Genomic DNA, 14,694 nt, shown 5'->3' with positions numbered 1-14,694 from the left:
TTTCTTATATTGATCTGATTTATCTGTTAACGTTTCTTCAAATGATAACCCAGAATTCCGATTACTGCAAGTACTGTTGCGATCCCGATCCAGATAAACGGACTTTTATACCAGGAATTTTCTTCTTTAAAAGATGTCGCAGCTGTGCCATTGACCGGCTTGGTGACAGCTTCATCCACAGATCCCCCACCTTCTGTTGTTCCATCCGCTGCAGGCGGTCCCTGGACCTCGCCGCTCTGAGCCTGAGAACTACCTGTGTTGGCCGTCCCTGCAGGTGGCCCCTGAACCTCACCTCTCTGAGCCTGAGATTCATCTGTGCTGGCCATCCCTGCAGACGCTCCCTGTCCTTCGCCATTCTGAGCCTGAGAGCTGCCTGTGCTGGCCGTCCCTGCAGACGTTCCCTGTCCTTCGCCATTCTGAGCCTGAGAGTTGCCTGTATTGTCCGTTCCTGCTGCTTTCCCCTGAGTCTCGCCGGCTGCGGAATCCTGCGTATCGGATGCATCTCCCTGATTCACTGCAGAAGTCTCTTTCTCCGTGCTCCCTGCGATTCCGGCCTTCGCCAGCTCCGCATCCTTTGAGGGCCGCAGCTCCTCCAGCAGCACATAACCGTATCTGCCATTATACTTTGTATATCCCCAGGTCTCACCATTCTTCTCTGTCTCCCCTTCGATATGCAGGACAGTCCCATCCCTTACCGTCTTATCATTGAGCTTTTCACCTTTTCCGTCGGTGGACGGATAAATATCCACACCAACTCCACCAGAATCCACAGTCATATAATAATCTGTGGTATCCGCCGGAGCTTCCACCTTCACCACAACCGACTTGTCCGCATACACCGGAACACTCATGCTCAGCACCAGCATTCCTGCCAGAAGCACACCTTTGCACCTTTTCATTGCTCTTTCCTCCCTCAAAAAATCTCACTGCCATTCTATGCATAAAATCCCCTTATATTTCTCTTTTGCCTTGACTCCGAAATATAAGAGGATCTTATCATTAGTTATATCCAGTATCTTTTTTATGCAAGCTCCCGCTCACACATATCCAACGCAGAAGCGATCACCGCATCCATGTCATAATATTTATATTCGCCAAGACGGCCGCCGAATATCACCTTCGGTTCCTTCTCTGCAAGCTCCTTATACTGTCCGTAAAGCGCTCCGTTCTTCTCATCATTGACCGGATAATACGGCTCATCTCCAGGTTTCCACTCGGAACTGTATTCCCGGCTGATCACCGTTTTCGGAAGATCATTACCATCCTCATCCTTTCCGAACTCAAACCATTTATGCTCGATGATACGTGTCCATGGAGTCTCCACATCCGTATAATTCACTGCTGCATTTCCCTGGAAATTAGGTTTATCCAGTGTTTCATTCTCAAAACGCACAGAACGATACTCCAGAGTTCCCAGCTTATAGTCAAAATACGCGTCGATGGCACCTGTGTAGATCACTTTCTCCGCCATTGCATCGTACTGCTCTTTTTTCTCCAGATAATCCTCATTCAGCCGTACCTCGATACCGTCCAGCAGATTGGCAACCATCTTCGTATAACCACCCACCGGGATTCCCTGGTACAACGCATTGAAATAGTTATTATCAAAGGTCAGACGCACCGGAAGCCTCTTGATGATAAAGGCAGGAAGCTCCGTACACGGCCGTCCCCACTGCTTCTCCGTATAGCCCTTGATCAGCTTCTCATAAATATCCGTACCTACAAGACTGATAGCCTGTTCCTCCAGATTCGAAGGTTCCGTGATCTCTGCTGCCTGCCGCTGCTCCTCGATCTTTGCCGCAGCCTCCTCCGGAGTCACCACGCCCCACATCCTGTTAAAGGTATACATATTAAACGGAAGACTGTACAGCTCCCCGTGATAATTGGCAACCGGACTGTTGGTAAAACGATTGAAGGTGGCAAACCGGGTGATATAATCCCAGACCTTCTTATTATTGGTATGGAAAATATGCGCACCGTATTTATGCACGTTGATCCCTTCCACCTTCTCTGTATATACATTTCCCGCAATATGCGGACGCTTGTCGATCACAAGCACTGACTTCCCGGCACGCTTCGCCTCCTGTGCAAAAACCGCACCGTAAAGACCGGCACCTACGATAAGATAATCGTACATTGATTTCATTCTCCCTGTTCTTTCATTGATGCTGTTATTTTAACACCGGAAAAGGGTAGCTGGCAAGAAGCCACTGTAAAATCCCGATAAAATATCAGATATCCGCTTCTCAAACACCAAAATGTATGATACCCTGTAACTGGATCAGATAATAAACTACTCTGATCACATAAACAGATCGAAGGTGGTGAAACCTATGGGTACAAAGGATACCATCACCAAAGATTACATGGCTGACAACCGCGTTTTTGCGGATGTGTTCAACCATATGCTGTACAAAGGAAAAAACGTCATAGACCCTGACACTCTTCATCCACTGGATACCACAGCTCTCGCTGTCCCCTACGGATCCGGCACTTCAGAAGTTCCCGTCCAGAAATTCCGGGACGAATTCAAATCTCTTAATGTTATGCACGATGATTCAAGGATCTATCTTCTCCTGGGGATTGAAAATCAATCGGAAACACACTACGCAATGCCGGTCAAAAACATGGTCTATGATGCATTAGAATACGCAGGGCAGGTAGAAAATTCCGCCAGATCACGCAGAGAAGCAAAGCAATGGCCTTCTACATCCGGAGAATATCTCACCGGCTTCTACAAGGATGACCGGCTCATCCCGGTCATAACCACGGTCGTGTACTTCGGTTCCGACACCTGGAACGCTCCCAGGAGCCTCCACGAAATGCTCTCTGTCCAGGACCCCGAAATTCTTTCCATGGTCCCGGATTACCGGATCAATCTCTTCTCACCTGCCGAGATAAAGGATGAAGAACTTGACAAACTCCAGAGCAATCTCAAAGAAGTCATGCTCTTCATCAAATATTCCAAAGATAAACGGAAGCTTCAGGAGCTTACCTCACAGAGTCTCGGCTTCCGGTCACTCGAGCTCAAAGCAGCCCGGGTCATCGACTCCATAACCGGTATCAACTTACGTTTCACAGAAACAGAAGGGAGTGTTAATATGTGTCAGGCTGTTCAGGAAATGTGCGATGATGCGCGTGCCGAAGGCCGCCAGGAACAAGCTATGCTGACAGCACAGCGTATGCTTCAGGATTCACGATTCTCCCCTGAAGACATCTCCAGATTTTCAGGCCTTTCTCTTGAGGACGTGCTGAAATTACAGAAGAAATAGTTCGTATTGAAAATGCTCAGATCCTTTGTGAGGGATCTGAGCATTTTGCTATTTTACAATACCAATATTACTTTATATCACAGAACAGTTCTTCTTTATAAACACCACGCTCCAGCATACCACGAAAACTCTCTTTTACAACCGCAACATCCTCTTTATAGGTCATGCCATACCATGTATCATTAGTCCGCAGCACCTTAACAGACATCTTATCCTCTGCCAGAAGTTCACCGATAAAGATTGGAATCAGATACTCGGCTTTCTGAGGATTACCCGGTACTTCTTTCTCGAAGAACTCTTTGAAGCCCTCTTCCAGCACATCCAGAAAATCAGGAGTCAATCCCCACACATATTCATAGATACCAGAGAATTCACATCGACAGCCACACCGTCTGCTTCTGCTCCGGTTGCTGTCTTTACAATGTTCTTTGTTTCCACAACCTCTGTCAAGTTATTTCCCTCATCCATCTTGCAGATACCACGGGTCACACCACCGTTATCGGACAGTGTGTTCTTCAAGACAAAACCTGCCATGCAAGACTCACCGCCATCTACAAGATACTCGTGGACGGCCTTGAAGCCTTCCTTGCCATAGTAATCATCTGCATTAATCACAATGAACGGGGTCATGATTACCTTCTTCGCTGCAAGCACGGCCTGCCCAGTTCCCCACGGCTTTGTACGGCCTGCCGGAAGTTCTCCCGGAATATCGTTGATATCCTGAAAAGCGTAGTCCACAGTTACATTATGAGAGGAACAAATGGAGGCAATGCGATTGCCGATGACCTCTTTGAACTCTTTCTCGATATCCTTACGGATAATAAATACCACATGATTGAAACCAGCCTCAATCGCATCATGGATTGAGTAGTCCATGATGATATGGTTTGCATCATCAACCGGCTCCAACTGTTTAATTCCTGTTCCAAATCGGCTGCCTATTCCGGCCGCCATGATAAGTAATGTTGTGTTCATATCTCTCCTTAATGTGCTCGTGTTGCTTTAATTGGGCATACCTTAATGCACTGATAGCAACGAACACATTTACTTTCATCTATCTGTGGATACTCAAAGCCTTCTTCATCCTCTACCATAGAAATAGCTTCTTTCGGGCAGATGGCATAACAGGCCGTGCAACCACAGCATTCTTCTTTTCTTTTATATAGTACTGGTATTTCTCTTTCCATATCCAATCACTCCACCGTCACACTCTTTGCAAGGTTTCTCGGCTTATCCACATCGAGGCCCTTTGCCACAGATACATAGTATCCCAGCAACTGCAGCGGAATCACGGTCAGACTGCCAATGAAATGCTCGTCTACCTTCGGGACATAGACTGTGAAGTTCACCTGATCTTCAATCTCGTACTTGCCATAAGTAGTCAGTCCCATCAGATAAGCCCCACGGCTCTTGCACTCCAGCATATTGCTTACAGTCTTCTCATACAGTTCACTCTGAGTTAACACACCGATGACCAGTGTTCCCTGCTCAATCAGGCTGATGGTGCCGTGCTTCAGCTCACCTGCTGCGTATGCCTCGGAGTGGATATAGCTGATTTCTTTCAGCTTCAAGCTGCCTTCCAGGCTGACTGCATAGTCGATACCACGACCAACAAAGAACACATCATGAGCGTTGGCGTACTTTGCCGCGAACCACTGGATACGCTCTTTGTCTTCCAGAATCTTCTGTATCTTCTCCGGGATAGTCTGCAGTTCAGAAATATAATAGCTGTACTGCTCATCCGTGATTTTTCCTCTGACCTTCGCAAACTGCACTGCCAGGCAGTACATAGCGGCAAGCTGTGCACTGTATGCCTTTGTCGTAGCAACAGAGATTTCCGGTCCAGCAAGTGTGTAGAACACTTTATCAGCTTCACGCGCGATGCTGCTGCCTACCACATTAACGATAGCCATTGTGGTGATGCCCTTTTCTTTTGCAAGACGCAATGCTGCCAGTGTATCCGCTGTCTCACCAGACTGGCTAACAACGATCACCAGTGCTTTCTGATTGAGCGGCATCTTACGGTAGCGGAACTCAGATGCAAGTTCCACACGCACCGGGATGTCTGCCATATCTTCCAGCACATACTGAGCAGCCATGCCCACATGCCATGCAGAACCACAAGCAACAATATAAATCTGCTCGAAATTCTTAATCTCATCTTCGGTAATCTCCACGCTGGACAGATTGATAACTCCGTTCTTGATTACGGAATTAAGAGTATCCTGGACAGCTTTCGGCTGCTCATGAATCTCTTTCATCATGAAATGCTCAAAGCCGCCCTTTTCAGCCGCTTCTGCATCCCACTTGATCTCGGTGGTCTGCTTTTCGATTTCATCACCATTCAGGTCATAGAAATGAGCCTCACCCGGAACAAGTTTTGCAAACTCAAGGTTTCCAATATAATACACATTGCGAGTGTATTTCAGGATTGCCGGAACATCCGAAGCCACATAAGTTTCACCATCCGCAATACCGATGATCATCGGGCTGTCCTTACGCGCTACCCAGATCTCGCCCGGATAGTCACGGAACATCAGCTCCAAAGCATAGGAACCACGGACACGAACCATTGTCTTCGCAATGGCATCGATGGGGCCAAGGTTATACTTCTTATAATAGTAATCAACCAGTTTAACAACTACTTCCGTATCGGTCTGGCTGTAGAATGTGTAACCGTGCTTCAGCAGTTTTTCCTTCAGTTCAGTATAGTTCTCGATGATACCGTTATGTACACCGACAACCTCAGATTCGACTGGACCGGAACCAGAACAAATGCAGTTGCCGGAAACATGCGGATGGGCATTGGTCTGGCTCGGCTCACCATGTGTTGCCCAGCGAGTATGGCCGATACCGCAAGTTCCTTTCAAAGCATTACCGTTATCCGTTTTCTCGATCAGATTAGACAGGCGACCCTTTGCTTTCACGACTTGTGCCAGATTCTCTCCATCACGGACAGCCAGTCCGGCCGAATCATATCCTCTATATTCCAGTTTCGACAGACCATCCAGCAGGATCGGTGCTGCCTGTCGGTTTCCTGTAAAACCAACGATTCCACACATAGGTTTATCCCTCCCGATATTTACTTCTCTCGTCTATTATACTTTCCCTCTTATGCAAAACGACTCCGGGTAATTGCCAGAGTCGTCATTGACTTTACGCCTTATATCCCTTTTCGCAGATCACATTAACCACTTCGTCAACATACTTCTGGCAAGTATCATGATCTGGTGCTTCCACCATGACACGCACCACAGGCTCAGTGCCGGACTCACGCACCAGAATACGACCAGTATCGCCCAGTGCTTCATCAACCTTAGACACAGCTTCCTGAACAACAGGATCATTCTGTGCAGCCTTCTTATCGGTCACACGGACATTTTCCAACACCTGCGGATAAATTTTCAGCGGTGCTGCCAGCTCACTCATCGGCTTCTTCTTAGCCAGCATGACTTCCTTCATTTTCAGGCTGGTCAGAATGCCATCACCAGTGCTCGCATACTTGGAGAAGATGATATGGCCGCTTTGCTCACCACCGACACGGCAGCCGTTCTTGGCCATATACTCATAAACATACTTATCGCCGACAGCGGTCTTAGCGTAACCGATACCTTGCTCATCGAAAGCCTTGTAGAGACCAAAGTTGGACATAACTGTGGTGACAACAGTATTATTTAACAGCTTACCACGTTCCTTCATGTAGCAACCATAAATGTAAAGGATATGGTCGCCAGTGATAACATTGCCCTTTTCGTCCACACACAGGCAGCGGTCGGCATCACCATCGTAAGCAAAACCAACATCCAGATGATTTTCCACAACAAACTTCTGGAGACCCTCGATGTGAGTGGAGCCAGCATTGTTATTGATGTTCAAGCCATTCGGTTTGTTGTTAATAACATAAGTGTCCGCGCCAAGAGCATCGAACACGGACTTTGCGATATTCCAGCTGGAGCCATTGGCACAGTCCAGACCGACCTTGACACCCTTGAAGGAGTATATACCCAGAGAGATCAGGTAGCCCATGTAGCGGTTACGACCGGAGATGTAATCCACAGTACAGCCAATATGCTCACGGTGGGCAAAGGGCAACTCCGGCCAGTCCTTATCAAAAACATGGAGCTTGCCGTCGATGTAGTCTTCCACCAGCAGCAGAGTCTCCTCAGGCATCTTCTCACCGTAGCAGTCGATCAACTTGATGCCATTATCGTAGTAGGGGTTGTGGCTCGCGGAAATCATAATACCACAGTCAAAGTCATCCACGCGAGCGATGTACGCCACGGAAGGAGTGGTGGTGACGTGTAGCAGACAAGCATCTGCTCCAGAGGCCATCAGACCTGCAACCAGACTGTACTCGAACATATAGGAGCTGCGACGGGTGTCCTTGCCGATGACGATATGAGCAGGATTGTTGTCACCATTGCGCTCACGCAGTGCATTATAATACCAGCCGAGGAAGCGACCCACTTTATAAGCATGGCCTGCTGTTAATGTAATTCCGGCTTCACCACGGAAGCCATCGGTTCCAAAGTATTTTGACATTTTAACTATTTCCTTTGATTATTTTTTACTAAAAGCGATTTAAGTCTACACATAACGATTAAGAACGTTAATGTTGCACAATAAGTCACAATCGGTGCAACGCATCTGTAAATCGATTTTATGCCGAGCTTACCTGTTGCGACTGAAAAGGCCGTAATGAAAATCGGATGAATAATATAAAGCCATGTGGAACATTTCCTTCCAATTACAGCCAATCCTTTATTATGCCAATTGCTCTTGAGAGTATATACAAAAAGACAGATTGCCAAGAAAGTCGTACTGAGATAATGATCTCTTGTTGCATTCAATCCTGCACTCACCAAAACAAATCTTTCTGCAAGACTGGTTATCGTAAAAACTACAATCAGCACCTGAAGTATTTTTCTATTCCATTTTTCAGAGCACCGTTTTTCTCTGATGAGATTTCCAATACAAAAATATGGTATTCCTACACAAAGGAAATTTCTAACTAATATGTACGGAAACTCCCGATGGAAAATGAGCAGCGAATACTTTCCAAACACCAAATCTGCAATGAGCAGAACCGGAGTTAAATAGTATAAAACCTTTTTGCAGTTAAATCTGTCCACCAGCAGAACAATCACTAGCACATAAAGAATTGCTCCTAAATACCAAAGGTGCCCTGCCAACGGTGATTCATTCAATACCAAGAACTTCAGAATGCTCTTTCCAGTAAAAATTTTCCGGACATAGGTTACTATGCTATCTCTTTTGAGGATACCGAGCGCAATATTCCAAATAAAGAAAATTGAATTTGCCCTTACAACCAAGTAGAATATTTTCCTGATCTGTCGATTTTCCTTATGCCGTGCAACAGTATCCCCATAAAAGTATCCCGTAATCATAAAGAAAATGGGAACCGCTACTCTAGTCAGTGTCGTAAAATATGCACCGAACTTTCCCGGAAACGGAGCATGAATACAAACAATCAAGAAAGCACATATCGCTTTCAGAATGTCAATATTATCTGCTCTGCTCTGCTCTGCTCTGCTCTGCTCTGCTCTGCTCTGCTCTGCTCTGCTCTGCTCTCAAGATTATCTTCCCCTCTGCAGCTTTGTCAATAATCAACATACCCATATTTTATTTTCTAGTAACTTTTGAATAAATATATTTAATTTTTCTCTTGATTCGAAATGGAATACCTGCTGGTGAGTAAAAAGAAATACAATATCCTATTCCCTTTTTCTGAAAGTCTCTCCAAAACGCATTAACATTCTTAGGAATAACAGAATGTCCCTTTAAATTTGGTTGCCGCACCGCGTCGGTAACAGAGATTTCTTGATATTTTAGCATTTCCTTAAATGAATCAAATCGTTCAAGTGCACGATCATTATTAAAGAATAAAAGAGAAACTCCTTTATTGTCATCAAATTCAGGCAAAACATCCTGAACGCCCCAAAAATCACCTACAGTAAAATCACCGCATCTTTTTATCGTTGAAAAAGGACATTCACCGCACGATCTTCTTAATGGTAAATTAGTATAGAATAATTGCGTGTATCCATCTCTATATTCTATCTTGCCATTTTCATATATTATTTTTTCCACGTGCTTGTGCCACCCCCCGATTTTATCTCGAAAGATGAATTCTTTAATCTTACTTTTCATTTTTCTTTCCAAATAGTGTAAATAGCTATTATATACCCTAGGACTAGGCACGCCATGGCAGATTAAATCTACTGTATAGAGATTATAATAAAATTTGCTTCTCGAAAAGTATTGTTTTACAGCCATTACATAGCACGGAGTTCCAGAAAATAACACTATCCTTCCCAATTTCAAATCAGCTTCAATACCTGCGTAAGTATTTCCCAATTTAGCCTGAACGTATTTTGAACCTTTTATTTCTTCAAGCTTTTCTATATGATCTATTCTTTTATAGACTGCCTGATTTGAGTTATCCATTTCGCAGCCATAAACAATTCCACCGCACTTTAAAAACGCAGTTGCAATTGCAGTAAAGGCGCCACCTGACTGACTTGCCATCAATTTCTCAGTGTCTTTTAATTTACAGCAAATTACCTTTTTAGGGGATTGCATATTATTCTCTTCCATAACTAATTCCCCTCTTTCTTATATTTTCTAATTTCAGCAAAGAACATTTTGATTAGCTTCCAATTTATTCCAACTGCATATATACAAGCAATCACCAGGGCGGCTACATTAAGAATAGTAATATTAAAATAGTAAGACAATGTAACAAATACAACAGCAACACTATTGAGTAATATATTTTTGACATTTACTTTAATTTTAATATACTTTCTGATATCAATTCTTCTATATAAAGCCGTACTAGCATAAGATACTAATGTTGAAATAGATGCTGCGTACAAACCTATAAACCTAATTAGTGCCAAGTTGACTAGAACATTTATTATTGCTCCTGCAATTGTTGTTCTAGCAATAGTGCTTGACTTCTTTAATGCAATGTATATAGCGCTATACAAACCTACAAGAATTTGGAAGATAACTGCAATCAGCAAAATCGGAATCTGATAATAAGCATTTCCATACTGTTGATTTACCATGACCGGAAATACAAAAGGCATAATTGCAATAATTCCAACACATATCGAAACAAACAAGTTAGAAACTGTCTCCATCATGTCACCGATAAACTCGTCTCTATCACTGTCATTATAGTGTACTGAAACAGTCTCCACCCAGGCCAAATTAAAAAAACCGTAAAAAGTGCCCACTAAATTTGAAAATTTATTTGCGACAGAATATACTCCATTCTCCGCAACACTTAAAAATTTTGCAATGATTGTTCTGTCAGAAGCACTTAAAATCCAGCCAGAGATTTGATTAGGCACAAGTGGCAATGAATAACCACAAACTTCCTTAATAAGCGATAAATCCACTAGCTTGGGCTTGTAATATTTCCATGCTTTTAACTTAAAGAACAAGTATATACAATTAATTGCAATTCCGCACATAGTAGCTATAAACATGCCATGTGCTCCTAATTTTAGAACCGCGACAAAAACAACATTAAGAACCACTGTACTTGCAGCGGTTAAAAAGCTACTCACGGAATATGCCAGCATATCCCCCAATCCGCGGGCAAATTGCATTAATAAACCTGAAAAGATGTTTAAAACTACACCAATCAACAAATAAATCTTATATTCTGATGAGCTGAACGGTTGTAAGCATAAATAAATCAATACCACTGCAAGTGCTTGAACAACATTTACTGATGTAATACTTGAGAATAATGCCTTAGTCTTTGTCTCATCTTCTCTGCAGTCTATCATAAAACGAAAAATTCCTTGATCTAACTGCCAACAGACCAAAGGCAAAATCAATGCTATATATGTTGTAAAAAGATCAACAATTCCGTATTCTTCTGTAGATAATAAAGCTGTATATAAGGGCAAAAGTAAAAAACTTACAAACTGGGTACACATTTTGCCTATTGTAAGAATTGCCGTATTTTTTACAAGTTCCTTACTTCTACTCACTATTTTACCCCCATTACTTTTCTATCAAGTCTACTACAGACCGCAAAAATTTGTATGATTTTTCTTTTTCTAAATTCAGACGAACATCAACCTTTGACCAATCTATTTTTCCTTTAAATGTGTTCTCCTTATTAATACCACGATTAATCGCGTGATCCTGCAAGCCAGTCAAATTAAGGATATTTTTTATTCTTCCATTTCTCTTAAGACCGATTTCAGAGTAGAATTCACGATGGAAAATTATCGAAAACGCAGTTGCATGAAATGAATTTGTAACCACATAACTTGCATTTCTAATATACCCAAGAAATTCACATGGTGATGCAGCTCCACAATGGTGTAATTCTCGGTGCTTATACCATATGTCTTGATTAGACAAATAAAGCAGCTCCATGTTTTTCTCATTAGCAAGGTTCTTTGCAAATTCTAATGTTTGATCTAATTCATCATTATATCCTACGCAGAAGAATAGAACATATGGTTTCCTGACAATAGAACTAGCCATTGTATTCCATTCGTCTTGCTTTAAAAGAAAAACAGGATCAACAACAGAACATATTTTTTTCTCTGAAGCAATTTTTTCAAAAATCGAAACCAGTTCTTTTTCCCGAAAAGAAATAAGGGCAAATCTATCAATCAATTGTTTGTAATTTTGTAATTCTTCATTTGAAAATGCAGAACTGCCTATACTTGCAGCATATGAGCAGCAAATGGATTCTGGCATTGCAAAATCACAAAAAAAAGTTTTGTCATTTCCCGTAAGAGTTATATTCCAAACCTGATCTGAACCAACAAGATATAGGTCATACTTGAGAGATGACAGATCTTCCTTTTTAATTTCATTATCTGCTGTCAAGTATTTATTGACAAATTTAGAAAACACTTTATCTAATTTCAAATAATATGGTGTCGTCAAAAGATTGCGTGCAAGTTCTTTTATGACATTGTTGTTGAACAGACTCTTCCATCTTGATTTTTCTTTTTCGATTTGTTCGTTCTTATAATTTACAATTTCAACAGTGCAATTGGAATTTTTCTGCAAATACTCTTTAAGCGCATAAGCCTGTAAAACCGCTCCGAAATTATATGCATTATGAAATGTTAATATTCCTATCTTTTTCATTCTAACCTCTGCTTATCTATCCTAAAATTAAGTGCGCCAGTTATAGCCATTGCAATGATATATAAATAAAATGTCATATCATAAAGACAGTTTCCAGACAAACTGTATAACAAATAAAAAATCTGAAAACAGAATGACAGCATTGCAGCATACTTATACTGATACTCTTGTGTCTTTGAGAAATATTTAAGTGCTTTAATCGTATACTTAAGTAAAAGAATAATGGCACCAGTATATAATACAAATCCAATAATACCCATTTCGCACAAAACCTGAATATATACATTATGTGCATCCAGACGCCGATACGATGAAATATCTGTTAGATCACGAATAAACTGTGCCGCCAAATTTGTGCTATATTGTTCTCGAAAATTCAAAAATCCAATACCTAGCAGAGGAGATTTGGTGAAATTCAATATTGCAAGTCCCCACATTGCAAATCTATCGGTTGAACTATTATCAGAGCCCAACTCTGAAAATCTCTCTACAATAAAATTCAAAGAAGGTATATTCTCAACCGCAAATTGAAGAAGGACGACGCTGACACAGGCTATAATAATCAATCTAGTAACAAATTTTGATTTTTGCTCTGTCGAAACAAACCATGTCAAGATAATTGCGACAATACACCAAACCAGAGTACCTCGTTTACCATTTAGCAGAAAGGCCAGAAAAGCTATCCCAGCAATTATTAGTCTTAACCTATTTGTATATCTACTTTTTTTTCTTGCTGATTCAGCAAGAATCAGAGTTACAAGCGTCATGATAAAAACAGCAATAAATATACCGTTTTGTGAATAATGAGCTGTTATTCCTGCTCTATATCCGTATTTTAACTGTCCAGTCCCAGGAGGATAATATCCATAAAAATCAACAACATAGCTGTATAAACTCGGAATCAGCCAAAAGAAAAAGGTAAAAAAAACGGCGCTTCCTGAAAAAAGCAGCAACATCTTTTTTAAATTATTTATCCAGTCGTCTTGTGTTGCAAGAAATAGACAAACAATGATTCCAAAAAGTATACGAAAAACAACCATTTTTTCACTATGTAAAAGTCCATACAAAAAAAACGGAATCATCATTATCCACATCAGTGTGTATGGATAGACTTTTTTCGAATAACTTATTCTTCCGTGCACTGATGCAGCCATTATAAAGCATAAAGTAATACCAATTTGCAACACTATTAATAATTGTGTCCCCAAAAGAGAAATTGGCGTTTCAAAGAAATAGAGTGCACAAAGAAGAAAAACTCCTATAAAATTATATATATCTCTAATCTTAATCTTCAATTTCCTCTCAACCCCCTTATTGAAACTATAAAGCCTTTAACAAGCCACTTTAAACCTCCAAACGGAAGATTTACAATGATAGTATTCAAAAATCCCCACTTATATTTATCAACTGCTTCTTTCAAGTTGGATTTACGTTCTCCATCAACGTAGTCATGGAACAGAAAATCTAAAGCTAAAGTGACAATTTTATATTCAGTAAAAGCTTTATACTTCCTATCAGATGCCTCACCTAGCAGCCTTTCGAGAGCAACTATATATTTTAATCTCGAATCATTTGTAAACAATCTATCTTTATTATTTGTTGCACTCTCTTCATTTATTATGTAATGATAAATAGGATATCCTACAATAACAGCTTTCAAGTTATTCTTTTCTACCAACTCTGCATTAAAAACCAAGTCTTCGCAATATTCTAGTTCCGTTAAAAAAGAAAAATCCCTTATACTTTCAGCTCGATAGAACTTGTTACAAACGCTACCCAGAATACGCCCATCATTAAGAATCATGTTATATAGTAAATGACCTTCAACATTTCTTTGTCTATTATGAGAGTGAGTTTCTTGAACAACAGTATTTAAACTATCCTTTTTTGAGTAATAAAATCCACCGATTACAATATCTATATCTTTATTCTCAAAAAACAACCTTACCTTTTCAAAAACATCTTTCTCATAAATATCATCAGAATCACAGAATCCTACAACATCCCCAGTACTGTGTGATAAACCAGTATTTCTGGCCGCTGATACACCCTTACCATTAGTTCGATAGAGTTTGATTTCAGTATATTTTTTCTTCAACGCTAAGCATATTTCATACGATCTGTCAGTTGAATAGTCCTCAACCAAAATTAACTCTATCTCGAATTTTGTCTTCTGGGTTATAATACTATCTATACAATATTCAATTGTTTTTTCTGCATTGTATACTGGTACTATAATACTGATTTTCATAATAATATTGATATC

General features: G+C 41.2%; 12 protein-coding genes and 1 pseudogene. 1 reads left to right on the top strand and 12 read right to left on the bottom strand.

Annotated features, from left to right (window positions below; translation table 11 throughout):
• Nucleotides 1–26: 26 nt before the first annotated feature.
• Entirely contained in the window at nucleotides 27–899 is an 873-nt protein-coding gene (locus tag NE671_RS06300; protein WP_256163787.1) for a hypothetical protein, read from the bottom strand.
• A gap of 122 nt (nucleotides 900–1,021) precedes the next feature.
• Nucleotides 1,022–2,137 carry a UDP-galactopyranose mutase gene (gene glf / locus NE671_RS06295; RefSeq protein WP_256163785.1) on the bottom strand — a complete coding sequence of 372 codons (1,116 nt, stop codon included), beginning with the start codon at nucleotides 2,135–2,137 and terminating at the stop codon, nucleotides 1,022–1,024.
• A 196-nt stretch (nucleotides 2,138–2,333) separates the two neighbouring features.
• Here glf and NE671_RS06290 point away from each other — a divergent pair, with 196 nt between their 5' ends.
• The gene (locus NE671_RS06290; RefSeq protein ID WP_021652128.1) at nucleotides 2,334–3,272 is read left to right on the top strand and encodes an Rpn family recombination-promoting nuclease/putative transposase; all 939 of its coding nucleotides are present in this window, start codon (nucleotides 2,334–2,336) and stop codon (nucleotides 3,270–3,272) included.
• Nucleotides 3,273–3,339: 67 nt separating this feature from the next.
• Here NE671_RS06290 and NE671_RS06285 read toward each other — a convergent pair.
• From NE671_RS06285 to NE671_RS06240, 10 genes and pseudogenes are all read right to left on the bottom strand, one after another.
• Nucleotides 3,340–4,247: pseudogene (locus NE671_RS06285) on the bottom strand (sugar phosphate nucleotidyltransferase).
• A gap of 8 nt (nucleotides 4,248–4,255) precedes the next feature.
• Nucleotides 4,256–4,459 carry a 4Fe-4S binding protein gene (locus NE671_RS06280; RefSeq protein WP_021652125.1) on the bottom strand — a complete coding sequence of 68 codons (204 nt, stop codon included), beginning with the start codon at nucleotides 4,457–4,459 and terminating at the stop codon, nucleotides 4,256–4,258.
• Nucleotides 4,460–4,465: 6 nt separating this feature from the next.
• On the bottom strand, nucleotides 4,466–6,334 hold the full coding sequence (gene glmS / locus NE671_RS06275; protein WP_021652124.1) for a glutamine--fructose-6-phosphate transaminase (isomerizing): 1,869 nt from the start codon (nucleotides 6,332–6,334) through the stop codon (nucleotides 4,466–4,468).
• A gap of 94 nt (nucleotides 6,335–6,428) precedes the next feature.
• The gene (gene glmM, locus NE671_RS06270; RefSeq protein WP_021652123.1) at nucleotides 6,429–7,814 is read right to left on the bottom strand and encodes a phosphoglucosamine mutase; all 1,386 of its coding nucleotides are present in this window, start codon (nucleotides 7,812–7,814) and stop codon (nucleotides 6,429–6,431) included.
• Between the two features lie 5 nt (nucleotides 7,815–7,819).
• Complete coding sequence (locus NE671_RS06265; protein WP_256163802.1) at nucleotides 7,820–8,788, bottom strand: acyltransferase family protein; 969 nt, start codon at nucleotides 8,786–8,788, stop codon at nucleotides 7,820–7,822.
• A 127-nt stretch (nucleotides 8,789–8,915) separates the two neighbouring features.
• The gene (locus tag NE671_RS06260; protein ID WP_021651292.1) at nucleotides 8,916–9,890 is read right to left on the bottom strand and encodes a Coenzyme F420 hydrogenase/dehydrogenase, beta subunit C-terminal domain; all 975 of its coding nucleotides are present in this window, start codon (nucleotides 9,888–9,890) and stop codon (nucleotides 8,916–8,918) included.
• A gap of 2 nt (nucleotides 9,891–9,892) precedes the next feature.
• Complete coding sequence (locus NE671_RS15930) at nucleotides 9,893–11,305, bottom strand: lipopolysaccharide biosynthesis protein (protein ID WP_256163784.1); 1,413 nt, start codon at nucleotides 11,303–11,305, stop codon at nucleotides 9,893–9,895.
• A gap of 13 nt (nucleotides 11,306–11,318) precedes the next feature.
• Entirely contained in the window at nucleotides 11,319–12,428 is a 1,110-nt protein-coding gene (locus NE671_RS06250) for a polysaccharide pyruvyl transferase family protein (RefSeq protein ID WP_021651290.1), read from the bottom strand.
• The gene (locus NE671_RS06245; RefSeq protein WP_021651289.1) at nucleotides 12,425–13,723 is read right to left on the bottom strand and encodes an O-antigen ligase family protein; all 1,299 of its coding nucleotides are present in this window, start codon (nucleotides 13,721–13,723) and stop codon (nucleotides 12,425–12,427) included. The genes NE671_RS06250 and NE671_RS06245 overlap by 4 nt, the downstream gene beginning before the upstream one ends.
• Nucleotides 13,720–14,679, bottom strand: a complete 960-nt coding sequence (locus NE671_RS06240; protein WP_044961433.1) for a glycosyltransferase family 2 protein — start codon at nucleotides 14,677–14,679, stop codon at nucleotides 13,720–13,722. The genes NE671_RS06245 and NE671_RS06240 overlap by 4 nt, the downstream gene beginning before the upstream one ends.
• Nucleotides 14,680–14,694 lie beyond the last annotated feature (15 nt).

It is taken from the genome of Blautia sp. DFI.9.10, assembly GCF_024461705.1.
Classification (GTDB): Bacteria; Bacillota; Clostridia; order Lachnospirales; family Lachnospiraceae; genus Blautia_A; species Blautia_A fusiformis.
The sequence above is the reverse complement of the archived record's forward strand: the minus strand, read 5'-3'. Positions and strand labels throughout refer to the sequence as shown.